The 25945-nt window shown below is 44.6% G+C and carries 29 protein-coding genes; 7 read left to right on the plus strand and 22 right to left on the minus strand.

Going from position 1 to position 25945, the window contains the following annotated elements; genetic code table 11:
- Positions 1 to 3 precede the first annotated feature (3 nt).
- The 4 genes from ribD to AB4405_RS02105 all read right to left on the minus strand — a co-directional run bounded on the left by ribD (position 4) and on the right by AB4405_RS02105 (position 2945).
- Complete coding sequence (ribD, locus tag AB4405_RS02090) at positions 4 to 1167, minus strand: bifunctional diaminohydroxyphosphoribosylaminopyrimidine deaminase/5-amino-6-(5-phosphoribosylamino)uracil reductase RibD (protein WP_372059428.1); 1164 nt, start codon at positions 1165 to 1167, stop codon at positions 4 to 6.
- A gap of 23 nt (positions 1168 to 1190) precedes the next feature.
- Positions 1191 to 1640, minus strand: a complete 450-nt coding sequence (gene nrdR, locus AB4405_RS02095) for a transcriptional regulator NrdR (protein WP_102468719.1) — start codon at positions 1638 to 1640, stop codon at positions 1191 to 1193.
- Positions 1641 to 1719: 79 nt separating this feature from the next.
- Positions 1720 to 2529, minus strand: coding sequence for a tRNA pseudouridine(65) synthase TruC (gene truC, locus AB4405_RS02100; protein ID WP_372059497.1), 810 nt, complete (start codon positions 2527 to 2529; stop codon positions 1720 to 1722).
- Between the two features lie 116 nt (positions 2530 to 2645).
- On the minus strand, positions 2646 to 2945 hold the full coding sequence (locus tag AB4405_RS02105; protein ID WP_372059429.1) for a YqcC family protein: 300 nt from the start codon (positions 2943 to 2945) through the stop codon (positions 2646 to 2648).
- Positions 2946 to 3062: 117 nt separating this feature from the next.
- Here AB4405_RS02105 and AB4405_RS02110 point away from each other — a divergent pair, with 117 nt between their 5' ends.
- Complete coding sequence (locus AB4405_RS02110) at positions 3063 to 4112, plus strand: DUF3549 family protein (RefSeq protein WP_372059430.1); 1050 nt, start codon at positions 3063 to 3065, stop codon at positions 4110 to 4112.
- A 9-nt stretch (positions 4113 to 4121) separates the two neighbouring features.
- Positions 4122 to 4421, plus strand: a complete 300-nt coding sequence (locus tag AB4405_RS02115) for a DUF3301 domain-containing protein (protein WP_102468722.1) — start codon at positions 4122 to 4124, stop codon at positions 4419 to 4421.
- On the opposite strand, the gene AB4405_RS02120 is transcribed toward AB4405_RS02115, so the two are convergent.
- Entirely contained in the window at positions 4312 to 4887 is a 576-nt protein-coding gene (locus AB4405_RS02120; RefSeq protein WP_372059431.1) for a GNAT family N-acetyltransferase, read from the minus strand. The two genes, AB4405_RS02115 and AB4405_RS02120, sit on opposite strands and share 110 nt — an antisense overlap.
- Positions 4888 to 5660: 773 nt before the next feature.
- On the opposite strand from AB4405_RS02120, the gene AB4405_RS02125 reads away from it, so the two are divergent.
- Together AB4405_RS02125 and AB4405_RS02130 are read left to right on the plus strand one after the other, a co-directional pair.
- On the plus strand, positions 5661 to 5948 hold the full coding sequence (locus AB4405_RS02125) for a hypothetical protein (protein WP_372059432.1): 288 nt from the start codon (positions 5661 to 5663) through the stop codon (positions 5946 to 5948).
- Positions 5941 to 6396 (plus strand): YaiI/YqxD family protein, encoded by a 456-nt coding sequence (locus AB4405_RS02130; RefSeq protein ID WP_102468725.1) that lies wholly within the window; start codon positions 5941 to 5943, stop codon positions 6394 to 6396. The genes AB4405_RS02125 and AB4405_RS02130 overlap by 8 nt, the downstream gene beginning before the upstream one ends.
- Before the next feature lie 215 nt (positions 6397 to 6611).
- Here AB4405_RS02130 and AB4405_RS02135 read toward each other — a convergent pair whose 3' ends face one another.
- From AB4405_RS02135 to AB4405_RS02160, 6 genes are all read right to left on the minus strand, one after another.
- Entirely contained in the window at positions 6612 to 7862 is a 1251-nt protein-coding gene (locus tag AB4405_RS02135) for a glutamate-5-semialdehyde dehydrogenase (protein ID WP_372059433.1), read from the minus strand.
- A gap of 19 nt (positions 7863 to 7881) precedes the next feature.
- The gene (gene proB / locus AB4405_RS02140; protein ID WP_102468727.1) at positions 7882 to 9018 is read right to left on the minus strand and encodes a glutamate 5-kinase; all 1137 of its coding nucleotides are present in this window, start codon (positions 9016 to 9018) and stop codon (positions 7882 to 7884) included.
- Positions 9019 to 9153: 135 nt separating this feature from the next.
- On the minus strand, positions 9154 to 9543 hold the full coding sequence (gene crl / locus AB4405_RS02145) for a sigma factor-binding protein Crl (RefSeq protein ID WP_372059434.1): 390 nt from the start codon (positions 9541 to 9543) through the stop codon (positions 9154 to 9156).
- Between the two features lie 128 nt (positions 9544 to 9671).
- Positions 9672 to 10919 carry an esterase FrsA gene (gene frsA / locus AB4405_RS02150; protein WP_102468729.1) on the minus strand — a complete coding sequence of 416 codons (1248 nt, stop codon included), beginning with the start codon at positions 10917 to 10919 and terminating at the stop codon, positions 9672 to 9674.
- A 185-nt stretch (positions 10920 to 11104) separates the two neighbouring features.
- Entirely contained in the window at positions 11105 to 11569 is a 465-nt protein-coding gene (gene gpt, locus AB4405_RS02155; protein ID WP_102468730.1) for a xanthine phosphoribosyltransferase, read from the minus strand.
- A gap of 37 nt (positions 11570 to 11606) precedes the next feature.
- Complete coding sequence (locus AB4405_RS02160; protein WP_372059435.1) at positions 11607 to 12902, minus strand: NCS2 family permease; 1296 nt, start codon at positions 12900 to 12902, stop codon at positions 11607 to 11609.
- A 905-nt stretch (positions 12903 to 13807) separates the two neighbouring features.
- Between AB4405_RS02160 and AB4405_RS02165 the strand changes: the two genes are divergently transcribed.
- From AB4405_RS02165 to AB4405_RS02175, 3 genes are all read left to right on the plus strand, one after another.
- Positions 13808 to 15277, plus strand: a complete 1470-nt coding sequence (locus tag AB4405_RS02165) for an aminoacyl-histidine dipeptidase (RefSeq protein WP_102468732.1) — start codon at positions 13808 to 13810, stop codon at positions 15275 to 15277.
- Positions 15278 to 15424: 147 nt separating this feature from the next.
- A complete protein-coding gene (locus tag AB4405_RS02170; protein WP_102468733.1) occupies positions 15425 to 15628 on the plus strand; it encodes a YaeP family protein in 204 nt (67 codons plus the stop codon).
- A 10-nt stretch (positions 15629 to 15638) separates the two neighbouring features.
- Positions 15639 to 15830: a DUF4250 domain-containing protein gene (locus AB4405_RS02175; RefSeq protein WP_372059436.1), complete on the plus strand. Its 192-nt coding sequence runs from the start codon at positions 15639 to 15641 to the stop codon at positions 15828 to 15830.
- 106 nt (positions 15831 to 15936) lie between these two features.
- Here the strand turns inward: AB4405_RS02175 and AB4405_RS02180 are convergent, their stop codons facing one another.
- From AB4405_RS02180 to AB4405_RS02230, 11 genes are all read right to left on the minus strand, one after another.
- Positions 15937 to 17304 (minus strand): sodium-dependent transporter, encoded by a 1368-nt coding sequence (locus tag AB4405_RS02180; protein WP_372059437.1) that lies wholly within the window; start codon positions 17302 to 17304, stop codon positions 15937 to 15939.
- A 295-nt stretch (positions 17305 to 17599) separates the two neighbouring features.
- Positions 17600 to 18355, minus strand: a complete 756-nt coding sequence (locus tag AB4405_RS02185) for a DUF2884 family protein (RefSeq protein WP_372059498.1) — start codon at positions 18353 to 18355, stop codon at positions 17600 to 17602.
- Between the two features lie 19 nt (positions 18356 to 18374).
- Positions 18375 to 18851, minus strand: coding sequence for a GreA/GreB family elongation factor (locus tag AB4405_RS02190; protein WP_102468737.1), 477 nt, complete (start codon positions 18849 to 18851; stop codon positions 18375 to 18377).
- 1 nt (position 18852) lies between these two features.
- Positions 18853 to 19923 (minus strand): DNA polymerase IV, encoded by a 1071-nt coding sequence (gene dinB / locus AB4405_RS02195; RefSeq protein WP_102468738.1) that lies wholly within the window; start codon positions 19921 to 19923, stop codon positions 18853 to 18855.
- 114 nt (positions 19924 to 20037) lie between these two features.
- Positions 20038 to 20271, minus strand: a complete 234-nt coding sequence (gene nqrM / locus AB4405_RS02200; protein WP_102468739.1) for a (Na+)-NQR maturation NqrM — start codon at positions 20269 to 20271, stop codon at positions 20038 to 20040.
- Between the two features lie 12 nt (positions 20272 to 20283).
- Positions 20284 to 21309 (minus strand): FAD:protein FMN transferase, encoded by a 1026-nt coding sequence (locus tag AB4405_RS02205; RefSeq protein ID WP_372059438.1) that lies wholly within the window; start codon positions 21307 to 21309, stop codon positions 20284 to 20286.
- A 145-nt stretch (positions 21310 to 21454) separates the two neighbouring features.
- Positions 21455 to 22681: an NADH:ubiquinone reductase (Na(+)-transporting) subunit F gene (gene nqrF / locus AB4405_RS02210; RefSeq protein WP_102468741.1), complete on the minus strand. Its 1227-nt coding sequence runs from the start codon at positions 22679 to 22681 to the stop codon at positions 21455 to 21457.
- A 29-nt stretch (positions 22682 to 22710) separates the two neighbouring features.
- On the minus strand, positions 22711 to 23307 hold the full coding sequence (gene nqrE / locus AB4405_RS02215; RefSeq protein WP_102468742.1) for an NADH:ubiquinone reductase (Na(+)-transporting) subunit E: 597 nt from the start codon (positions 23305 to 23307) through the stop codon (positions 22711 to 22713).
- Between the two features lie 7 nt (positions 23308 to 23314).
- Positions 23315 to 23947 (minus strand): NADH:ubiquinone reductase (Na(+)-transporting) subunit D, encoded by a 633-nt coding sequence (locus AB4405_RS02220; RefSeq protein ID WP_372059439.1) that lies wholly within the window; start codon positions 23945 to 23947, stop codon positions 23315 to 23317.
- Complete coding sequence (locus tag AB4405_RS02225; protein ID WP_102468744.1) at positions 23947 to 24714, minus strand: Na(+)-translocating NADH-quinone reductase subunit C; 768 nt, start codon at positions 24712 to 24714, stop codon at positions 23947 to 23949. Before AB4405_RS02225 ends, AB4405_RS02220 begins: the two co-directional genes overlap by 1 nt.
- The gene (locus AB4405_RS02230) at positions 24704 to 25945 is read right to left on the minus strand and encodes an NADH:ubiquinone reductase (Na(+)-transporting) subunit B (protein WP_102468745.1); all 1242 of its coding nucleotides are present in this window, start codon (positions 25943 to 25945) and stop codon (positions 24704 to 24706) included. Before AB4405_RS02230 ends, AB4405_RS02225 begins: the two co-directional genes overlap by 11 nt.

Here is a 25945-nt window from a genome sequence, read left to right on the forward strand (position 1 = left end):
ATTCTACTTAGTAATGGGTGACGTCGCCGCTGACGCCGTTGGTGTCACAACAGTCGGCATCGCGACAATGCGAATATCTTGCCCGACCATGCGAACATCTTTTATGACCAAATTAATGGTGTCTTGCATAGATTGTAGACCTAAAGCGCCAATCAGACCGCGACCATCCGACCCCATCAGTTTAGGTGCCAGATAAACAATGATTTCATCAACGAGCTGCTGTTGAATCAACGCACCCGCCAATGTCGCGCCAGCTTCCACCCACACATGGTTTATCTGTTGTTCATCGGCCATAGCTGACAAGGTGTGAGTTAAGCTCAATTGGCCACATTCCGTCAACGGTACATTAATGTCTCCGCCTGACTCAGCAACACGAAGTATGCTGCCTACACTTTGAAAAAGCGCTAGGTCGCTAGAAAGACGGGCTTGTTTGTCTAGAATAACTCGAGTGGGTTGGCGTAACTGTGATGGTGTTATGGTATCGGTAACGTGACTCGGTAGCTCATTCCAGCGCACATTGAGGGAAGCGTTGTCTTCAATAACGGTTTGACTGGTGGAAAGAATCGCCGCGGCTTGCGCTCGATAGGCTTGAACATCACGCCTTGCAGCCGTTCCCGTTATCCATTGGCTACGGCCATTAGCAAGTGCGGTTTGGCCGTCAAGACTGGCCGCCATTTTCAGCTGGACGAACGGCTTACCCGTTTCCATTTTCTTCAGAAAACCGCGATTTAGTGCTCTCGCGTCTTGCTCAAGGAGCCCAACATGGACCTCAATACCTGCCTCACGCAACATGGTAAAACCCCGCCCTGCAACTTGAGGGTTAGGATCCGACATGGCGCAGATAACCTTAGTGACGCCCGCTTTAATGAGACCTTCCGCGCACGGTGGTGTGCGGCCATAATGGGAGCATGGCTCTAGGGTGACATAAGCGGTTGCACCTTGCGATTGTATACCCGCCATTCGAAGTGCATGAACCTCAGCATGTGGCTCGCCCGCTTTTTGGTGGTAACCTTCGCCAACGATATGGTCGTCGCGCGTCAACACGCAACCTACATTTGGGTTCGGCGCTGTTGTAAAACGCCCCTTACTGGCTAAGGTAATTGCGCGACTCATCATTTGATAATCAATGGCGCTAAATTGAGGACAAGCCGTATGTGATTGTGTCATTAGAGGTATTCTCTACTTATTAATCAGTCTTCTAGTCGGGCAATTTCTTCGCCAAACTCTCGAATATCTTCAAAGCTGCGATAGACCGACGCAAAGCGAATATAAGCGACCTTATCAAGTTCCTTAAGCTGGGCCATGACAAGGTTACCTATCATGTCACTCGGTACTTCACGCTCGCCCGTTGCTCGCAATTGAGACTCAATATGACTGATAGCAAGCTCTATGGAATCGGCACTAACAGGGCGTTTCTCTAATGCACGCTGTATACCGCCCACCATTTTATCTTTGTTAAATGGTTCACGGTTGCCATTTGATTTAATGACTTTAGGCATGACCAGCTCTGCAGTCTCAAACGTCGTAAACCGTTCACTGCACGCCAAACATTGTCGTCTACGGCGAACTTGATGGCCGTCAGCAACCAATCTGGAGTCGATAACTTTTGTATCATTTTCTGAGCAAAAGGGACAATGCATAACACCTCCTAAAAGTGAAAGGTCAGTTTATCGAAATTCAACCCATTAAGAAATCTACTATTTCAGCTTCTCGACTGGATTACACGACGTAACCCTGAATCGCGTCACATTCCTGCCAACCAAACTCAACCATTAGATGATGCCAGACATCATCAAAGCGTGCCTTTATGACAATTTCTTTCTCTAAAATCGGATGAACAAACCTCAAAGACGAAGCATGCAGCATCAATCGGCGAGCATTAAAATGCTCACGAAACAAACGATTATGTTTACCATCACCATGTGTCGTGTCCCCTATTATCGGGTGACTCAAATGATGCATGTGTCGTCTTAATTGGTGCTTACGCCCAGTTTCAGGCTTCATTTCCACTAAGCCGTAACGACTGGTCGGGAATCGTCCTGTCGAGTAGGGCACTTCCACTTGCGCTAATGGCTCATAAACGGTGACCGCGGGTTGCGCTTCTTTATCTTGCGTGGCGAATTTATCAGCAATCTTGTCCAGTTCCAGTTTGAGCGCATAATCGAGTCGATCTCCCTCTTCGATCCACCCTCGCACAATCGCATGATAGGTTTTTTCCATTTCATGTTCCGCAAACATTGGCATCGCTTTGGACGCCACTTCGCTAGATAAGGCAAACAATAAAACACCTGATGTCGGTCTATCTAAACGATGAAGCGGAAAAACATGCTGACCTATTTGATCCCTCAAGGTCTGCATCACAAAGCGAGTTTCCCCTTTATCCAACCAAGAGCGATGAACAAGCATACCCGCAGGCTTATTGACGGCGATTAGATACTCATCTCTGAAGATAATTTCCAAAGGAGGCACTGGAGCTAACGCATTCTTGGCGTTTGTGTCATCAGTACTGTCGACATTATTGCTGTTCATTGTATCGGCAGTGCTAATTACATCGCTCGTGTTCATGACATCGCTCGTGTTCATGAGATCGACAGAGCTAGGCACATCGTTAACGTTCTTTGTATTTAAGTCCGTCTTTGGGGTAGTCATACGTTAGATGCTCCATCAATTTTTTTTAACACATGAATCACATCTTGATACTGCGGCATACTTTGCCAAACCTGTTCGAAATAAGGTGTGATTTCAAATTTACTCGGTAGCGGCTGTCCACGTAACAGCATGGTTTCGATACGATAAACAAATACCCACTGAAGCCACTCTTCCGGCGCGAGTGTATCGATAGCGAAGGGTTGCGTACTTTGCAGTTTTTCCATTGCTGGCATATCAGCTTGCCAAAGACCATGGAGAGCCATGACCTGTTTTAATTCTTCAATATGTTGCTTCATGTTCAATATCTGAGTTGTTAGGTTGAATTAACGCAATGAAAAGCAACCATGACCTTGAAAATTCGCGATAGAATACCATCTATTGCTCTATACCCAAACCGTACTAGGAACAACGCCATGGATACCATTCATACTTTGACCGATCTACTGAACAACAGTGGCTGTCAATATCACGTCTACGACCTGTCGCGTCGGGTACAACGCATCGATAATCAACAATTTGCTAATGTTGAACAAGGCCGCCAACCCTACCCGTTCCCTATTCAGCGTAAAGCGCAGTTCGCGGTCGCTTATTGGAATGAAGAGAAACAACCGTGGATTTGGTTCCTAACGTTTAACCTCGATGAGCGCGGCTTACTCAATCAGGGCGATGTCGGACAGTTTATTCAATTTGTCGTTGAAGCCATGGGATCTCGTCTGAGCAAAGAGATGACAGAGGATCAGCAGCAAAAGCTGTCTAATAATCCATTCACGTTCCGCCCAAAGGACGACAAACTCGCTATATTCCATAGCCTATTACGCGCCGAGCTTTCTCTATCCACCAGCCAGTACTACGCTCACGCGCAAGAGTATTTCCAGGGTAACCTCGGATGGGAGAACTGGCAGACGGTCGGCTTACAAGGCATTACTGATCTTGCGGCTAGGTTAAGTGAAGACGACAATGGCCGTATTGTTCGCGCAAGCTTACAACACCTCGCCAGCGAGCCCAAATATGCGCTTCTAGGTGCGCTTGAGCATGTTGCTTTGCCAGGTAAACTTTCAAGCACCCTGCTTGAACTTGCAGAAGACGAATGTGAATCGACCGATGTCGACCTATTTTTGGTATCGGCTTACGTGCGAGCATTAGCCGGCGGAAAGCCTGAGCAGTTAGAGTCATTAGTCGGTCGTATTCTTGCCAGCGACGTACTCAGTCATACTGAAATTTTAATCGCCATTGCTGGGCGAGCTTGGTTACCCCTAACCACGCCAACGTTGGCTAACCAATACCTGGTTAGACTTGCAAAGACAGGCGATCAAGCATTGTTTAGCCAAGTATTTGCCGACCTCGTCATGATGCCAAGTTTAAGGCTCGTATTGTTGCCGCTGCTGCATTCAACGCCTTCTCAAGAACTGACTCAAGCTTTGGTTGCCTTGCAGCAATCCACAGCATCAGGCCGAACACACTAAGGAATTGCCGTGATCGACAACTTATTAATGATTTTGGCGCTGAGCCTATTTTGTTTTTTCTTTTGGCAACAAAGACGGCAATCTGAGATTGCTAAGGCCGCAGTAAGCCGTCGTTGTAAGGAATTAGATTTGCAAATGCTCAGTGTCTCATTCAGCTCGCACCGACTCCGCGATGCGAATGGACGTTTCGGCTGGCATACTATTTATGAATTTGAGTTTTCGGCATTGGGTGATGACTATTATCAAGGAAAGGTGCTGATGAAGGGCTTTTATGTGTTGAATTTTCATATTCCTCCTTACCGAATGTAGTTGTAAATGCCAAATAGGGGCCGTGGTCGTTGGTATATTGGCCGCTCAGCTCAAAACCAAACTTCTCCAACAAATGAATCGAAGAATGATGGCCAACATCGACGTTGGCTGTCAAGTACCGAACCCCAAGCTCACTGCAGGCCGTCGGAATAAAGCGCTGGAGTACTTCCGTCGCAATGCCTTTATTCCAATACTGTTTATCAAACAAAAAACCCAACTCTGCGTGCCCGTTAATGTCATCGACAAAAACGTGCCCAAGCAATTCACGCGTTCTAATATCTAAAACAGCCATAGAAAACAACTTAGGTTCATCAAGTAATGTCTGAAAGAGTTGTCGAGCCGAACTGAGTGTATGAGGCCCATTCATATGTTCGCGGTTTTTGGCGCACACATTCAGCATCAGGAAATCCGATTCCAAGTGCTTTGTGTAAGGGACGAGAAGTGTCCTAAGTGTCGCGATGGTCATAAATACATTCCTTTGAGTTCACTCGTTGTAGAAGCAAATAAGGAAGCGGGGAAATAATATAAAAGAAAAGCCCCAATACTTGCGTATTGGGGCTATGGTCTTACTCGCAGCAATCCGGCTACTATAGGTGCTCCATGCATCATCCGTAATAGTGGCTGAATCCTTCAGCTATATCCTTTCATCGCTGTCCTAGCGGTGTCCATATCATCCAATGACGCTAACTTTCCTAGTCAGCTCGCTTCACTTGTTCCCTGAGCGGTGTCCTTGTACATCATCCTGATGTTGATCCTTGCACTCTCCTGAGTGTGTCCTTTTCCTTTTAAACCATCATCCTGACAGTTTTTACGCATCCAGCGTTTGTCCTTACATCCTTGCTAGTTACTTTTCCTTTAGTAACTAAATCTTCTTCCTGAAGATGACCTTCCTGTGTCGTTCCTGTTCCGTGTCAGCATCCTTCCGACAAGTTCTAATTTACGCGATTCGGGCTTTTAGACAATATACGCTGAAAAAATATTTTTATTTCGCACTATTGAAATAAACACAAAATCCATAACAATCAGTAATATGGAACAAAAGTAACAGATAATACCTTGTGATTTTTCTCTTTTTCTCACAGCTCGTGTGAGAGATCTCGCACACAAGATTTCCACTTTCCCTTGCCTCTTATTTTTGTCGAAAACGAACAGTGTGAGCGAACTAACATTTTCTTGAGCTGTACCCTCAAGCCATTCAAATGTAATATCGGTTGATACCCTGTTTGATGGATAAAACCCATGTTAACGAAAGATGTTTCTGCCGAGATTCAAGCGGTGTTAGCAACCTTGAGTAAAGAAGGCAAAGAACCCACGGTCGCTTTAGTTAAAGGACGCCTCACAACAAAGGTTCCTATGCCTGCGTTGATTACTGTCATAAAATCATGGAAAAATAATCAACACGTGCCTAAAGTGGAAATCGCCGCTGATGCTGACGCATTAACTCAGCACGCACGCATCGAGGCACTAGAAGCACAGGTCGCACTATTAACAACAAGATTAGAAAAGTTGGAAAATACACATGGTTAAAATTTGGGTCGATGCCGATGCGTGTCCTAAGGTCATTCGTGAAACGCTTTGCCGCGCCGCAGAAAGAACAGGCCTAGTCTGCACGTTTGTCGCCAATCATACTGTCCCAGTACCAAAGCGAGACAACATTCACTCAATTACAGTGCCAGCTGGCTTTGATATTGCGGATAATGAAATCGTTCGTCGCGTGGAAGCCGGGGATTTAGTGATCACCTCAGACATCCCTTTAGCGGATGAGGTCATCACCAAGAATGCGTTAGCACTTAGTCCTCGCGGGGAGCTGTATACAAAAGAAACCATCAAGGCACGCCTTAATATCCGTGACTTTATGGACACCATGCGCTCAAGTGGTATTCAGACCGGAGGGCCGGCGCCTTTAGGTCAAACTGAGCGACGTGAATTCGCTAACAACCTTGATCGCTTCTTGGCAAAAGCACAACGTTCATAGAATCCAACAGCCATGCCCACTCTTCTGAAATCGTTGCTTAATACGGCTTATTTCAGGCATTAAAAAAGCGCAGGATTCTGCGCTTTTTGTATTGAGTACATACCGTTTTAATTTTCGATATCGCTTTTATTGCTATATCGCTTTTATTACTATATCGCTTTATGCGATACCACTGTCAGTCGCCAGTGGTTATATCGCTATAAATTGCTATTCAGCTAAGGCCTGGCGAGATAGTCCGCTTTACCGACCCATTTGTAACTGGTGAGTTCCTCTAAGCCCATTGGGCCGCGAGCGTGTAGTTTTTGAGTAGATACAGCAACCTCAGCTCCTAAACCAAACTGAGCGCCATCAGTGAAGCGTGTGGATGCATTGACGTAAACAGCCGCTGATCCCACCGAGTTAATAAACTTTTCAGAGCTTGCCAGACTGTTGGTCATGATGGCATCCGAGTGACTGGCGTTGTGAACACGCATATGGTCAATCGCTTCGTCAACATCGGCAACCACTTTGACACCCAAGGTGTAACTTAGCCATTCCGTGTCAAAGTCCCCTTGTACCGCTACCCGTAGGTCATCCGTCCCTTCAAGTATTGCGAATGCGTTAGGTTCAGCGACCAATGCCACCTTGCCCTGCACACGTTGCGATAGAGCGCCGAGAAACTCTGCTGCCACCTTTTCATGAACAAGTAAGGTATCCAGAGAGTTACAAGCTGACGGGCGTTGTACTTTTGCATTTTCGACGACATCCAATGAACGCGCGAGATCGGCTGACTCATCAACAAAAATATGACTGATCCCAAAGCCGCCAATGATCACAGGTATATTGCTGTTTTCTTTACACATCTTGTGTAAACCAGCGCCGCCACGAGGGATGATCATATCAACATAGTCATCAAGCTTTAACAGCTGAGAGACGAGTTCTCGGTCTGGCTTTTCAATATATTGCACGGACGCGGCAGGTAAACCAGCTTTTGCCAATGCCGATTGAATCACCTTCACAAGCTCCATATTGGAATGGAAGGTTTCCTTACCACCACGAAGAATACTGGCGTTGCCTGTTTTCAGGCAAAGCGCAGCGATATCAATAGTGACATTAGGCCGCGCCTCGTAAATAACCCCGACGACACCAAGTGGTACTCGGCGACGAGACAAGCTCATGCCATTTTCTAGCACCTTGCTGTCCATTTCGCTGCCCACCGGGTCATTCAACGTAATAACATTGCGCACATCATCCGCAATGCCTTTTAATCGTTGTTCATTGAGCAATAAACGGTCAAGCAAAGCGTCCGTCAAGCCCGCTGCACGGCCTTGGTCAATATCAATAGCATTGGCAGCCAATATTGCGGTCGAGTTCGCCTCAAGCTCATCGGCGATAATATGCAATGCTTGATTTTTTTGCGCCGTTGAAGCGGTAGACAAAGCAAAACTTGCTTGCTTTGCATCACGACCCATTTGGATCATATCCATAATTTATCCCTTGAATTCTTTAGTCTTGAATGACAACCATATCGTCGCGATGGATAACTTCTGAACCATAGTCATAGCCCAATATCACTGATATTTCTTTACTGTGTTTGCCGGATATTTTCGCGAGATCACTCTCTGAATAGCCACAAATGCCTTTTGCTACCAACGCGCCATCTGAGGTTGTAACACGAACGACATCACCACGTTTAAAGCGCCCTGATACACTCAACACGCCTTTTGCCAATAGGCTGCTGCCTTTGCCAATCACGGCATTGACCGCGCCTTTATCGATAACAATATCACCCGTCGCAGCAGGGCCTGCCAAAATCCAGCGTTTACGGTTTTCTAATGCTTCTTCCAACGGTAGAAAGCGAGTACCTTGTGGCGCTTCAGACAACGCATCAAAGATCACATTATCTGCACTGCCCGCGGCAATAATGACTTCAATGCCAGCTCGGCGTGCAATATCGGCCGCTTGCAGTTTCGTTGCCATTCCGCCAGTCCCCAATGTCGAACCACTACCTCCGGCAATCTTTCGAAGTGTTTCATCAATCGTCGTCACTTCTCGGATCAACTCGGCGTTCGGGTCTTTACGTGGATCAGCGGTAAACAATCCTCTCTGGTCAGTCAGTAGCAACAGTTTATCTGCACCACACAAAATACCAACCAAGGCCGATAGGTTATCATTATCACCGACTTTAATTTCGTTCGTCGCAACGGCATCATTCTCATTAACGATCGGAATAATGTCATTGTCTACCAGTGCATTAATGGTATCGCGCGCGTTAAGAAAACGCTCACGATCATCAAGATCTGCACGAGTCAGCAGCATCTGACCAATTTTCAGACCATAAATCGCAAATAAAGATTCCCAAACTTGAATCAATTGACTTTGACCTACGGCAGCAAGTAGTTGCTTACTCGCCATAGAATTGGGCAGTGCGGGGTAATCAAGATGTTCGCGTCCAGCGGCGATCGCGCCAGAAGAGACCATAACGACAGAGTGACCGAGTTTCTTCAACTCTGCACATTGTCTAACGAGCTCGACCATGTGCGCTTTATTTAGCGCCAGCGAGCCCCCCGTAAGAACACTTGTTCCCAACTTAACCACAACGGTTTGTTTATTAGTCGTTCGAGAATTGATTTCAGTTGCCATTTCTTTGAGCTTGATATGAAAATTTAATAAGGAGTGATGTTTTAGCAATCAAACATCAATAGCACAAGTAAAAACTGTACCGGCAGGGAAACTAACAAAAATTAGCCTTGGAAGTCATCCAAGGCTATTTATTCGCTACACAAATTCAACAGAATCGTCATGAATTTCGACAAAAAGCTCAAACTTTTCGTTCAGAGCTTTTGTTAGCTTTTCGTGGAAAACTTCTTGTGTACGTGTGATTTCAGCTATGGATGCTTCCGGTGCTGATTCAAGCACCCATTCGCCCACTTGGTTATAACGACCAATTTGATACGTTGCTTCTAATTTTGCATCATCCACAGACAGATCTAACCACCATCCCCAAAACTCACGATCTTCAGGTGACTGAGTATCATCTACACAGACTGATAAGCAGTCAAAATGGTACGCGCCCTCTTTACAAAGAGGCTCTCTTAAGTAAGGTCCAATTGCTTTTAATGCCGTAACCAAACGATAATGTGTTGGTTTTTTCACCGCTTCTGACATTGTGAAACTCCGTTTCGATATGAAAATACTTAATAATCCGTATAACCACATAACTCATGATTTATTTATATTTTTATCATAGGTTTGATTACACGGTTATTTCATATTTAACTAAATCCAAACAAATGTCACCTGAAAAGTTCATCTTCTAACCACTTTATCGCCATTTCGAGTGACTGCTCATAACCCTTTGCAATTCCTTTCGCAGGGATTTCCTTAGCTTTACCATAATCACTGAACATGGCGACTAATCGGTTGTCCGAAATGGGTGAAATCATGTCCCCCTCCAAACTAAGGGCCAGAATCGGCACTCTTGTCCGTCGAGACGTTAAAAAGCCTTGTACTTTCAGCGACCATGCCATCAACTGACCAGCTAAGCTATTAATGTCGACCACATCTTTACCAAGTCGTGAGGCCAACATATCTAAATACATCTTAGGCATCTGTCTGATTTTTTCTGGTTTTGTCAGTACGTCGTGTATTGGAGCACCTAACGAGACACAGCCCTTAATCTTGTATGGTTCTAGAAAGGACAAACGTACCATCGCGTTACCACCAAATCGAAAACCGAGTAAGCCGACTTTAAAATGATCAACCCAAGGTATCTTCGGTAATTCATCTAATACGGCTTGGTGCAAACACGAACTGTCTTCACTTAACGGCCAGCGAGAGCTATGTCCAATAGAAGGCATATCCACGGTTAACATCGCAATGCCTGCTGGCGCTAGATAATCTCGATATAAGCGCCACATGTCAGTTTGCAATGAATCGAGACCCGCACTGACAATAACCACGGGTTGCGGTTTATCGGTGCTCGGTAAGTGGAGATTCGCTACGATGCGTTTGTTCTTATAAGGGATTTCGATCTGCTTGATAATGTGGCTTGTGCGCTTGGCTGCCTCATTATAAGCCGTGTTGGCAAGAACTTGCGCTTGTAGTGCAAGGTTATCATTCTTGAGGTGTGGGTATCCGGCAATACTGAAGCACAAAGATGCCGTGAACAACTGTTCAGCCGACGCGTCTCCCTCAAGGTCGTTAGCTTGTTTTTGATGTTCCATTCCAAGCTTGGTCCATTCATAATTCCAGTTACCACTGTGATAACCCATTACGGTATCAAGCCATTCGTCAACGGTACGAGAATGATCCGAAGACGCGATACGCGCCAACACTCGCTCTTGCTCAATGGGATCAACGCCCTGCCAAATCCACTGGAGGCGCTGTAGGTTTCGGTACCAAGAAGTCGGTATTTCCTCACGCTTTTCTTCTAACGTTTTCTCGCTGCTTGGCATATACCTCATTAGACGGGAGGTTTCTTTTGCTTGTTTGTTTTTTTCAAACAAGGTTTCAGAGATATTTTTGCTGACTTCTTCTGACATACCATGACCCTACTTATATCGTTCCTGATCTATAGTAATCAAAAATGCCTTTTGGTTCAGTTTTTTTGAGTATGGCAGCAAGTAAATCATGCGCTACATCAACGCTTCATCGTTTGCGCTAAGTTCGCAAGCAATAAAAAAGCCCACATAAGATGCGGGCTTTCAAAAATACTGACTAACGTCGGTTACTTTTGCTTACGATTTACTGGCTCTACGTAAGAAAGCACCATATCCCAAGGCTGTTCAATCCAGGTATCTTGTGGAATATCGATAACATATTCATCAACAAGATCGACACCTGCTGGTTTTGCACAAACCGTGATCAGTTTAGCTTTTGGGTACATTTCACGAATCTTGCGGGCCGTATCGCCACTGTCGACTAAGTCATCAACAATCAAGAAACCTTCACCGTCGTGCTCAGGTGCTTTAAGAACCGTCATATCACGCTGATGATCGTGATCGTAGCTAGAGATACATACTGTATCAACAAAACGAATACCCAATTCACGCGCTAGAATTGCTGCAGGAACTAGACCGCCACGGCTCACGCCAATGATGCCTTTCCACTGCTCTGCTGGCATTTGAAGTTCTGCCAGTTGACGACAATATGAGTGCATATTGTCCCATGTGATTACGAATTTGTTAGCCATAGTAAAAACCTAAATTAAATAAAACCGAATAAGCTAATTATGCTGCTTCAAGGACATACTTCAAGATGAAGATACCTGCCATCACCCAAACACTGATTGAAACGTCACGACCTTTGCCGCTGAACAGTTTGATTGCTGCATAAGAAATAAAGCCTAGAGAGATACCTTCTGCGATAGAGAAAGTAAAAGGCATCATCAAGCAAGTAACCACTACTGGTGCAGCTTCCGTCAGGTCACGCCAATCAATACTTACGAGGCCTGACATCATCAGTATCGCTACATAAAATAGCGCGCCAGCTGTCGCGTAAGCAGGGATCATACCAGCTAAAGGCGAGAAGAATAATGCAAGTACGAACAAAATGCCAACGACAACGGCAGTTAATCCTGTACGACCACCGACTGCAACGCCCGCCGTACTCTCTACGTACGAAGTTGTATTTGATGTTCCTAGCAATGCACCAATAGACGTCGCCGTTGAATCTGCTAGTAACGCTTTGTTCAAACGAGGAATCTTACCTTCTTTGTCAATCAGGTCTGCTTTTTGAGCAACACCGACTAACGTGCCTGCTGTGTCAAACAAATCAACAAACAAGAAAGCAAAAACAACCGAAATCATACCGATCTCAAACATATGAGAAAAATCAAGCTGCAAGAAGGTAGGAGCGATACTTGGTGGCGCTGACATAATGCCGTGCCATTGCACATCCCCGAAAATAATTCCGAGTACAGTCACAGACAAGATAGCAATCATCACCGCGCCTTTGAGTCCACGGTGTACGAGTGCAATCGTCAGGAAAAAACCAATAGCGGCAAGAACGGCTGGTAACGATGTAATGGCACCCATTGATACTAGCGTCGCAGGGTTATCAACAACAATGCCGGAATTTTTTAATGCAATAAGCGCTAAGAACAAGCCAATACCCGCAGAAATACCGGTACGTAATGACATTGGAATCGAATTAATGATCCATTCACGTATTTTAAATATGCTCAGCAGGATAAATAACACACCTGAACAGAATACTGCTGCTAGAGCAACCTGCCATGTGTGTCCCATTCCGAGAACAACCGCATAAGTAAAAAATGCATTCAGACCCATACCCGGTGCTTGCGCGATAGGGTAGTTGGCAACAAAACCCATAATGAAACAGCCAATAGCAGCCGCTAGACAGGTTGCAACAAATACCGCATCACGATCCATGCCAGCATCAGCTAAAATTGCTGGGTTTACAAAAATGATATAAGCCATTGTCAGGAAGGTAGTGATTCCAGCAATGACCTCAGTGCGCACATTCGTGCCATTTTCACTGAGTTTAAATAGCTTTTCGAGCATAATCGAATTCCTAAAGAGTAAAAAGTAAACGGTTGCGTAAACGATTGGCGCGAATTATAAGGGGTTCAATAGGCAAATTCCACCTAGATTTTTGACTCTAATACACAAAAACAACCTTTTGTGTGAAACTAATCACTTATCTATTATTAACGAATTGAAACACTTAGCGTTAAATCAACGATAGATTTAACGGGATAACCACTGACCAGTTGCACAAAATTCGCACAACCCGGAACAAGATAAAAGTGACGACCGTTACAAATCGCTAAATTTTAGGCAAAAAAAACGCCACTCATTGAGTGGCGGTAGAAAAATTCTTGGTTATCAATTGGGGTAACCGACGGTAATTTCTAAATATAGGGGTATAAATCTGTTACTTATTTACCGAAGTAGACGGTATAGGCGAAGTCTTGGGTGTATACATTTTGATTTGTCCAAAACATCGCACTTGCTAAACCATTCATATTTTTCTCCTCAAACCATACAACTTGATCATTAATGTTGAATCTCGGTTCCGTGGAGGCGATCACTCGGGTTCATTCCTTGAACTGGGTTGTTGAATCAATCAACTGATAAGAATAATACCATGATGGTTATAAATTACAACCATATAGTGATTAAAATCACAATTATTTGTGCATGGGCTACATATCAATCAATTTAATGTAATTAAATTACATAAAAGCGATCTGTAAAAATCAAATCTATCATTACATGCCAGTTTTATCATTCACACTCACGCAATTAATGGCTCCATTAAAGCGACTATCTATGACTACACCCGGTTTACAACTAATGGTATCCTTTGTGTCATCTTTAATTCGCTAGAAAACCAGAAGTTCACAACGCATTTTGTGTAGTTTTAGGAATAACCATCTAGCAAAGTCGGTATATAGGAGAGATCTGTGTCTGAATTCCACTCTGAGATCAGCAAGTTATCACCAAGCCCTGTTTGGCAGTTTTTTGATAAAATTTGCTCTATTCCTCACCCATCAAAGCATGAAGAAGCCCTTGCTCAAACCATTATTCAATGGGCGACAGAGCAAAACCTTGATGTAAAAAGAGACTCAACCGGTAACGTATTCATTAAAAAGCCGGCCACGCCAGGTATGGAACATAAAAAAGGTGTCGTACTTCAAGCTCACATCGACATGGTTCCACAAAAAAATGAAGACACCGACCATGACTTCACTCGAGATCCAATCCAACCGTATATTGACGGCGAATGGGTCACGGCTAAAGGCACCACACTCGGCGCGGATAATGGCATGGGTATGGCCGCTTGTTTGGCCGTGTTGGCGTCAAATGAGATCAAGCACGGCCCTCTCGAGGTTCTACTCACCATCGATGAAGAAGCTGGCATGACCGGCGCATTTGGTCTTGAGGCTGGCTGGTTGGAAGGTGAAATCCTCCTTAACACCGACTCAGAGCAAGAAGGCGAAGTCTACATGGGTTGTGCTGGCGGCATTGATGGTGCTATCCAGTTTGATATCGTTCGTGAATCGGCTCCGGTCGGATTCGTTGCTCGTCAACTTATCTTGAAAGGTTTAAAAGGCGGCCACTCTGGTTGTGATATTCACACTGGTCGTGGCAATGCGAACAAACTTCTTGCTCGTTTTCTAGCAGGACATGCTAAAGAATTAGACGCTCGCTTGATTGAGTTCCGTGGTGGCAGCTTGCGCAATGCTATTCCTCGTGAAGGTTTTGTATCGCTTGCCGTTCCAGAACAAAATCTGGCTAAACTCGATGAGTTGTTCAAGCACTACACGACGTTGTTGCAACAAGAGCTTGGTGCCATCGAAACTGGACTCGTTACCTTCAATGAAGACACCGAGCTGACCGAGGTATTTGAAGCACAGTCACAAGCTCGCTTTATTGCTGCACTTAATGCCTGTCCAAACGGCGTGATTCGCATGAGTGACGACATTGAAGGCGTGGTTGAGACCTCACTTAACGTGGGCGTCATTACCACCGAGCAAAACACGGTAACCGTATTATGCCTAATTCGTTCACTCATTGATTCTGGTCGCTCTCAAGTTGAAGGTATGCTGACTTCTGTTGCAGAGCTTGCCGGTGCAAACATCGAATTCTCCGGTGCTTACCCGGGTTGGAAGCCTGACCCAGATTCAGACATCATGGCGATTTTCCGTGATATGTATGAAGGTATTTACGGCCATAAACCTAACATCATGGTCATTCACGCTGGCCTTGAGTGCGGTTTATTTAAAGAACCTTATCCTAATATGGACATGGTTTCTTTTGGGCCTACTATCAAATTCCCACATTCTCCAGACGAGAAAGTGAAGATTGATACCGTTGCTCTTTTCTGGGAACAGATGGTTGCGCTACTTGAAGCTATCCCAGCAAAAGCTTAACGACTCCGATAACGAGTAAAGCTGACTAGCATTTAAGCCGACGTTTTTAAAACGTCGGCTTTTTTGTTTTAGGTCAACTTGGAATTTTGTTTTTTCACAAGACACTGTGTATATTGAGATAAGTTATCATTTAGAAGAGAATTAAACATGCAAGTATATGGCTGCTGTGAACTCATCAGAGAACTCTATGCTCAAATCGGTAGTGGCGATCAAGCCTACATCCCAAAAGCGGTGTCATGTGCAGTAAGAGCATTAAATGACGTGGCATCTGACGAATCACTGCCACTAGAGATTCGTGAAAAAGCGGCGTTTGCAGCAGCAAACCTGCTTATTTCAGATTTTGAGGACTAAGAGAGAAACCATGAACCTCAACAATTTTATAGCGATGGATCCCATCATGCTACTGAGCATCATCAATATGAAGTTACGAGATGACTTCAATGGTGACCTCGACGAGCTGTGTGCTTCGCTCGATATTGATAAACAGGCGCTAAGCGATAAGCTGTCTGGTGCGGGATTTGATTTTTTACCTGACGCCGGCCAATTTCGATAAAATAAAGCCGACGCAAACCGTCGGCTTTATTTTTCAGCATGTAAACGTGACAGAGATACGTTACCCATACAAAGATAAGTTAACTGACTATATACACACTAAGACGCTAACCAAACGACGCCCAGATTACGATGGCAACCAGCGCGGGGCAGACAAACTTCACGTAGAAAGGCCACACCTTACCAAACCAACCAAGCTGCAAGTCAGGGCACCCCTGCTCTAGTTCTTTTACCTTACTTGCGCGACTCCATACCCAGCCACCAAAGACACAGAAAAGTAACGCCGCGATCGGTTGTAAGTACTGCGTCGCCACCATTGCCACAAGTCCGAATAAATCAGCAAAGTTAAACACAATAAAGATACTAAACGCTGCAATTGCGGCCCCCAATACCCAACTTGTTTTCTTTCGCCCCGTTTTAAAGCGCTCATCCACCAACGAGACTGGGCACTCAAGCATAGAAATTGAAGACGTTAATGCTGCAATCGTTAACAACAAGAAAAACACGACAGAAAAGACAAGGCCGAGTAGACCCAATGATTCGAACATCAGAGGTAATACGGTAAATACCAGCGTGTCAGAACTGAGCAGCGAGCCATCTTGCGCATAGATCTGTACGCCTCTTTGCATGGCAACATACATAGCGGGCATGACGACGAGGCCTGCGATAAATGCCACGGCGGTATCGACCAAGGTTACATTCATTGCCATCTTTGGCAGGTTTTCTTTCTTCGATAAATATGAGCCATAGATAAGCATTGAACAGCCACCAATGGTCAAAGAGAAGAACCCCTGCCCCATTGCCGCCAAAATCAGTTTTCTATCCCATATTTTTTCAAAATCTGGGACCAAATAATGCTTAAGCCCTTCCATTGCTCCTTGCTGCATCATGATATAGACAAATAGCAGCGCGAACAAAATGAACAATGATGGCATAAGGCGTGTGGACCATTTCTCGATACCTTGCTTAACACCACCTTGTACGATCAAGATGGTAAGAAGATAGAATGCGACGGTACCAAACACATTACGGCCAACGCTAAAGCCTTGGAACCAATCCGCAGGTCCAGTCAATCCGGCGATTTCAAACAATGCCCCGAATAAGAAGCAAATAAGCCAGCCGCCAACAATCGAGTAGAACGCTAGAACCGCACAAGGCACCGCCAACCCAATCCAGCCCACTCCTGCACCTAATTTTTTAGCGATGGGATTAGATGAAAGAGATCGCATACTATCGACGGGATTCGCTTGACCGTGTCGGCCGATGGCCATTTCAACCACGAGCATTGGGAATGCCACCACTAAAATCATCACTAAATAGACAAGTAGAAAAGCCCCGCCACCGTTGCTGGCTACTTGAGTGGGAAACCCCCAAATATTACCTAGCCCTACTGCTGCACCTGCAGCTGCTAGAATAAAGCCTAATTTAGAACCAAAATGTTCACGAGGCGTTGCGTTTGAAGTCGTATTATTCACAGTTTAAAATCATTGCGTACTAGTTGGCTGGTACGATAATCTAATTAAACCACCAAATCAATAAAAGACAGTTTAATGAACTATTTTAATTTCGTTGTTATTTGTACATAAACCATTACATGCCAGATCGGCAATATGAAATAAAGGAAGGCTTGGTGATGACAGGACTAACATCGTGTCTCATCAGATAAGAATAAGAACGAGGCATGCATGAAGGAGATGAAGGCACCATCACCACCTTCATCCATTTTATAGATCGTTGTTTTATCTCGTTAGGCTAATTCAATGCTAACCATTAAATAGTAAACACCTGGTAGTCTTTCAGCTCTGGGATTTTTTTCTGTAGCTCTTGCTCTTCACTTGCGACATCGTTTAGCGAATCACAATAGTCTTTGGCTTGTTCTTTGATTTCATCAGACTGGTTGGCCATTGTCTCCGCCAAGCGAGTTTTAAGTTCATCCATTTGCGTCGATAATTCCGTTAAGTTCAACCCGCCATCCTGCTGCATTTTCTCCTGCAGAGCGGTAAATGCACTGCTAAAAAACTCTTTGTTAAAGACTTCTTTGGCTTTATCCAAATCCTGTTGCCAATTGTCCATGAATGAACTGAACGCCTCAGATTTTAAGACAAAGCTGCCATCTTCTTCGTAGCGTGATTCCATATCTTGATAAAACTCTAGTACCGCCGTTTTTACATTGTCGAAAGCTTGCGAATCATCAAAACTCTTTGATACATCATCAATAAGATCATTAGTCAGGCTCAAGCCATTCTCTGCTAGCTCTTTCGCTTTCGGAACATAGGTATTCATGTTTTCTCGATAGCTTTTTAATGCGTCTTGTTGAAGCTTATCGAGCTCAATCTTTTGGCCATCAATAAACAGATCATTATTATTATCGATAAGCACTTTAGCGCCTTCCGGCTTAACAATTTCGACTTGCTGCCCGTCAAGGTGCACCTCATTTTTTATATCGAGGTTGCATTGCTCATAAGCGAATGCAGTGGTTGATAATACTACCAACCCAAACCCGATTACACTTTGCTTCCATTGCATTTTCATCGTCATTTCCTCACTAAGCAATATTTACAATCACAAGATGGTTGATGTTGTCGCCAACCTGTATGCTGACCTCATCATCTAGGCGACGGCCCACTAATGAGCGACCAAGTGGTGATTCAGGCGTGACCACTCTTAGATTATCGGACCCGATTGAAACGCCCCCCCCGCAGGGTAATAAAATATATCGACATACCGATTCTTTATCATCTTCAAGGTCTACCATAGCCGATAAACCAATGGGGGTATCGTCAGAAAAAGAACGAACCACCAAATTTCTCAACGTGCTGATGTCTTTCTTTACCTCTTCAAGACGCATCGCTTGACCATGGGCAAGATATGCCGCCTCCAGTGCTAAGGTGTCATATTTATTATCAGGTATCGTTTCTTCGTTCGTGGCAGCATCCACGGTCTGCTCCATAGCCGATAACAACGTGACTACTTTTTCTTCCAACACAGTAATCACTTGTTGGATAGCAGCGTTTTTATTCATTTCAATCCTCAAACATGGTTAATTGACGCGCGTTTTCAAGTGGTTCCAACATCACATTCAATCCCAGTAACCTAATCTCTCTTCCTTGCTGACGTTCCAATATTTCTCTTAACAAATCCTTGAAATACGGTAAATCTAATTGATTATGCACATGTTCAATAGTGGTTTGTTTAAAGTCAGCAAATTTAACTTTTATGCCTTGCTTCAACACATTTCGTGCGGGTTGAGCCCTGCTCAACCTTCCTTCCAGTTCGGGAAACAGGGACTCTTCAATGACCTGCCAACACTGCTCATAGCTTGAAATATTCTGAGTGAATGTTCGTTCGACGCCAATAGACTTGCGCTCTCGTTCTACTACGACTTCCCGCTCATCAATACCGTGGCTTTTTTTCCAAAGGGACGCACCTAATCGTCCAAAACGAACAATAAGGTCTCTATAATCACTATTCCTAACATCCAAACACGTATATAAGCCTGCTCGGTTCAGTTTTTCAAGACTCACCTTCCCTACACCAGGGATTTTTCCCAGGTCCAATTCATCAATCGCATCTTGCACCTTCTCTGGCGGAATCACAAACTGACCATTTGGTTTATTCAGATCTGAGGCTATCTTCGCTAAGAACTTTAGTGGTGCAACACCTGCTGAGGCCGTGAGCGAAAGTTCACGCTCGATATCTCGCCGGATACTTTCAGCAATAAGAGTGGCTGAGTTCTGGTGCATCAGGCAGTCCGTTACATCTAAATAAGCCTCATCTAAAGAAAGCGGTTCGATCAATGACGTATAACGGCTAAAAATCTGACGAATGTGCTGGGAAACTTGTTTGTAGACGTCCATTCTTCCCGGAACAAGAAGAAGATGAGGGCACAGCTTTACCGCTTGCGCCGAGGGCATAGCCGAACGGATGCCAAATTTTCTGGCTTCATAGTTACAGGTACTGATTACGCCCCTTTGTCGCTCATTACCGCCGACCGCTAACGGTTTTCCTCGGTAGTGAGGATTATCTCTCATCTCTACCGCAGCGAAGAAGCAGTCCATATCAACATGGATAAATTTTCGAATAGGATCTGACACTACCGCACCGAACTGTCTATATATACAGGTAAAGTATACGACATTTTATCGATAGCTAACATGTAAAAAAGCCAAAGCATAGGCTTTGGCTCTTCATCAGCATAAGGCCACGCGCTATGCGATGCGATCTTTTTCCCATGCCGCGAGTTTTTCTGCACGAATTTTTGCTTTTGCTTCACGCTTTTTACGTGCATCACAAGGCTCTGGGCAGTTACAGACCTTATCTATCCCCATCGCGCCTAGACCGCCACAGCTGCCCTTAACGACTTTCTTTTGAAAGATATATCCAACAGACATCGCACCGATAACCGCTAGAAAAACACCGAATGTAATTATAAATGTATTCATTTTGTCCACCTATTACTTATTAAGGTAAGGCTTAAACGCCTCTGACGCAAATTCTTCAAAGCCATCATCTGTTTTTACAATGATCAAGGCTGGGATGTGATTTTCATCCGCAATTTTTAGTGCCTGCTCTTCACCCAGCACCATCAATCCTGTTGCTAGACCATCTGCTGTCATCGATGATTTATCTAAAATGGTCACTGACACGACCTTATTATGTATCGGCTTCCCTGTTGATGGATCGATGATATGAGAATAACGTACACCGTCTTTCTCAAAATAATTTCTATAGTCACCAGAAGTTGCGATCGCCATATCACCTGGCTCAATAATCTCTTGAACATTACGCTCATCTACTGATGGTTTCTCAATCGCAATTCGCCATTTAACGCTCTCGCGATTAATGCCTTTTAGGCGCATTTCACCACCAACTTCCACCATATAATCATCGATACCTACACTTTCTAGATACTCGGCAACCACATCCACCCCCCATCCTTTTGCGATGGTGGAGAGATCAACGTATAGGCCTCTTAGGTCTTTTCGAAGGGTTTCGTCTGTGGCCGTTAAATGCGATATACCCGTCTGTGCTTTGCGCTCAGCGATTTCTTTGTCGGTTGGTATTACTTCCGGTCGAGCTTCAGGCCCGAAGCCCCATAAGTTCACTAAAGGGCCAACCGTCACATCCAACGCACCGAGTGTCAATGTATTAAGACGAATCGCTTCATTTACAACCGTTGCCGTTTGTTTCGAGACAGGAAAAGGTTCCGTTCCGTAATAACGGTTGAAACGACTCAATTCTGAATCTTGTCTATACGTCGACATCTGGTCGTTAACTTCTGCAAGCAATGCGTTAATACCAGACTGGATGTTTTCTGGTTTTGGCGTGTTCTCTTTAACGATATATTTTACATTATAGAGTGTGCCCATAGTAGGCCCACTGAGATGAATCTGTTCACGACTTCCGCCACAAGCCGACAAGACCAATAGAGCCGCTAGACTCAGGATAATCATTCTAAAGCGCTTAGCTAGATGATACATACTTTTATTCACCTACCGAATTTCCAAAAACATTCTGCTTATCAACCCTATATTAGAACGGATAACCATGAATATTCTTACTGTAATAAAAAATAAAATGGCTGGCTCACACATGAGCCAGCCATGATTAATACACTATCGAGATTTAACCACCGAAGTCATCTAGTAAGATGTTTTCATCTTCTACACCAAGATCTTTCAGCATACCAATAACGGCCGCATTCATCATCGGTGGACCACACATGTAGTATTCACAATCTTCAGGCGCTTCATGGTCCTTTAGATAGTTTTCATACAATACATTATGGATGAAGCCTGTGTAACCATCCCAGTTATCTTCTGGCATAGGATCAGACAGAGCACAGTGCCATACGAAGTTTTCATTATCTGCCGCTAGGCCGTCAAAATCATCTACGTAGAACATTTCACGCTTAGAACGAGCACCATACCAATAAGACATCTTACGCTTCGATTGAAGGCGTAAAAGTTGGTCAAAGATATGTGAACGCATTGGCGCCATACCTGCACCACCACCGATGAAGACCATTTCATTGTCAGTTTCTTTAGCGAAGAACTCACCAAACGGACCTGAAATAGTACATTTATCACCCGCTTTAAGAGACCAAATATAAGACGACATCACACCAGGTGCTACGTCTGGGTTATTTGGCGGCGGAGTCGCGATACGTACGTTAAGCTTGATGATGCCTTTCTCTTCTGGGTATGAAGCCATTGAGTAAGCACGAATCGAATGCTCTTTTACGATAGACTCATAACGGAATAGGTTAAACTTATCCCAGTCTTCACGATACTCTTCAGGAATATCGTAATCCGCATATTTAATGTGATGAGGGTCAGCTTCGATCTGAATATAGCCACCAGCACGGAAAGGAACTTCTTCACCTTCAGGGATTGCCAGCACCAATTCTTTGATAAAGGTTGCTTCGTTATCATTAGAGATAACGCTACATTCCCACTTTTTAACCCCAAAGATCTCTTCTGGAAGCTCGATATCCATGTCTGTTTTCACAGCCACTTGGCAAGCTAGACGCTCACCCTCACGAGCTTCACCTTTTGTGATGTGATCAAGTTCAGTCGGTAGAATATCACCACCGCCAGATTTAACTTTCACACGGCACTGACCACACGAGCCACCGCCACCACAAGCCGACGATACAAAGATACCTTTGCCCGCCATTGCACTCAGTAGTTTGTCGCCAGGAGAAGTCACGAAGCTCTTCTCTGGATCGCCATTCACTGAAATAGTAACGTCACCTGTAGGTACTAGCTTCGATTTAGCGAATAAAATCACTAAAACCAAAACAAGTAAAATAATGGTAAACATCGCTACACCAAGAATAATGCTTTGCATTTGTTATTCCTTATTTTTGGGTGCTTACCCTACAGTTGAACACCAGAGAAAGACATAAAGCCTAACGCCATTAAACCAACAGTGATAAAGGTAATACCAAGTCCACGTAAGCCTGGAGGCACGTCAGAGTACTTCATCTTTTCACGGATACCTGCTAGCGCAACAATCGCCAACATCCAACCCACACCAGAACCAAAGCCATAAACGACTGATTCTGCGAAGTTGTAATCACGCTGTACCATGAATGATACACCACCGAAGATCGCACAGTTTACGGTGATCAATGGCAGGAAAATCCCCAGAGCGTTATATAGCGGTGGGAAAAAGCGGTCAAGTACCATCTCGAGGATCTGTACTAACGCGGCAATAACACCGATAAACGTGATGAAGTTAAGGAAACTTAGATCGACACCAGAAACTAATGCATTTTCTTTCAGGATATTAGTATAAAGCAGATTGTTAACTGGAACCGCAATGGTCAATACAACAATAACTGCTACGCCAAGACCAAACGAAGTCTTAACTTTCTTAGATACCGCCAAGAAAGTACACATACCTAGGAAAAATGAAAGTGCTAAGTTTTCGATGAAAATCGATTTAACAAGCAAACTAATATAATGTTCCATTTCTACCTTACTCCTTCGCTTCGACTTGTTCAGGTCTAATGATTCGGATAACCCAAATCATGAAACCAATTAGGAAGAAAGCAGAAGGTGCTAGCAACATCATGCCGTTAGGCTGATACCAACCACCATTGCTCACTAAAGGAAGAACTTCTAGGCCAAACAACTTACCGCTACCCAATAGCTCACGGAAGAACGCAACAGTAATCAGTACGAAACCATAGCCTAAACCATTACCAATGCCGTCGATTAACGAAGGAAGTGGCGCTGACTTCATGGCATAAGCTTCTGCACGACCCATTACAATACAGTTAGTAATGATTAGGCCTACAAATACAGATAGCTGCTTAGAGATATCGTAAAGATACGCTTTAAGCACTTGGTCAACAACGATTACCAATGATGCGATAATCGCCATTTGCACGATAATACGCACACTGTTTGGAATGTGGTTACGAATAACCGATACAAAGAAGTTCGATAGCGCCGTTACAAAGATTACCGCTAGCGTCATAACAAAAGCTGTTTCTAGCTTAGTTGTTACCGCAAGCGCAGAACAAACACCAAGTACCTGAAGGGCGATTGGGTTGTTATCAAGTACTGGAGAAAGAAGATTCTTTTTCATGTCTTTTGTATTTGACATTAGTTCAAGCCTCCATCACGAACCTTAGCTAGGAAAGGACCGAAGCCATCTTTACCCAACCAGAAATCGAAAGTATTTTGAACACCGTTACCCGTCAGAGTTGCACCTGATAGGCCATCAACGCCATGCTCAGAACCTTGCGGTGCCCCACCTTTCACGATTTTAATCGCTGGATTGTGGTCTTCGTCAAATAATTTCTTACCGACAAATTGATCACGCCAAGCAGGGTTTTCTACCTCACCACCCAATCCTGGAGTCTCACCTTGCTCATAGTAAGTGATGCCAGAAACAGTGTTGCCGTCGGTTTCAACTGCAACAAACGCATACATCATTGACCATAGACCAGTACCATGAACAGGAATGATAACCTTTGTTGTTTCTGAGCCGTCTTTAACGAGATAAACCACGCCCGTGTTGGCACGACGGATGATCTTGGCTTTATCTTGCTCAGCAGTAAGTTTAATCGACTCTGCAGGATCTTTTGCTGCTTTACGTTGGTCGTAAGTTGCAGCGTCTCCTTCAACAAATTCGCCCGTTGCAAAATCCACAAGACGTGGTTCAATGTTGTTGGCAAAAAGCTCAGGTACAGTCCCTTCTCCGGTAATACCAGAGACTTCAACGATCTTGCTTTGCTTATCTAGAACTGCGTTTGCTTGTTGTTTATCACGTAAGCCTACAGCTGCTGTTGATACGATGATTGAACACACTAGGCTCAATCCGACAACAACACCGAGCGTCTTTTTGATGCTATCGTTATTATTTGCCATAGCGCGCTAGTCTCCGCTTAATGTTCTTCTCAATCACAACATGGTCAAACAGAGGAGCAAACAGGTTGGCGAACAGGATCGCTAACATCATGCCTTCTGGGTATGCTGGGTTAACAACACGAATCATGACACACATGGCGCCAATCAAAATACCGTATGCCCATTTACCATTGTTAGTAAACGAAGCCGATACTGGGTCGGTTGCCATAAAGAACATACCAAATGCGAAGCCACCTAGAACTAGGTGCCAATGCCAAGGCATAGCAAACATAGCATTGGTATCAGAGCCAACGACGTTAAACAGCGTCGCTATTGCAATCATACCGACCATTACACCAGCAATGATTCGCCAAGATGCGATACCCATATAAACGATCATCGCTGCGCCAATCATTAACGCAAGTGTAGAAACTTCGCCAATCGAACCTGGAATGTTACCGATGAAAGCATCCATCCAAGTGATAGTTTGGCCAGTGATGTTGTTTAATAGAGCGCCTTCGCCGCCTTGTGCCCATTGACTTAGTGCCGTTGCACCAGAGAAGCCGTCAGCTGCAACCCATACTACGTCACCCGAGATTTGCGCAGGGTAAGCGAAGAACAAGAATGCACGACCAGCAAGTGCTGGGTTAAGGAAGTTTCGGCCAGTACCACCAAAGATCTCTTTTGCAACCACAACACCAAAGGTAATACCTAGTGCTGCTTGCCATAGAGGCAATGTTGGAGGAACAATCAGCGCAAACAATATAGACGTAACAAAAAAGCCTTCATTGACTTCATGCTTACGAACCATACAGAACAGGACTTCCCAGAAACCACCAACGATAAACACCGTCGCATAGATTGGTAGGAAATACGTTGCGCCTAGCAACATCTTACTGCCCCAACCCGCGTCGGCACCTAAGGTTCCGCCGATAGCCTGAGTCAGCCAGTAGTGCCAGTTACCATCGATGATGTTCGCAAGTTCTGCGCCCGCATACATATGGTTAAGCGCCATGATAGCTTGGTTGCCTGAGTTATACATGCCCCAGAATACTGCTGGGAACACGGCAAACCAAACCATAATCATGATACGTTTCAAGTCAACACTATCACGAACGTGCGAGCTACGTTGTGTCACTAAGCCTGGCGTGTAGAACAGCGTTGCCGCTGCTTCATACAGTGCAAACCACTTTTCGTGTTTGCCGCCTGGTTCAAAGTGATGCTCGATATCCTCAAGGAATTTCTTAAGCAT

The sequence above is a fragment of the Vibrio sp. 10N.261.51.F12 genome (assembly GCF_041471725.1).
In the GTDB taxonomy this organism is placed as follows: domain Bacteria; phylum Pseudomonadota; class Gammaproteobacteria; order Enterobacterales; family Vibrionaceae; genus Vibrio.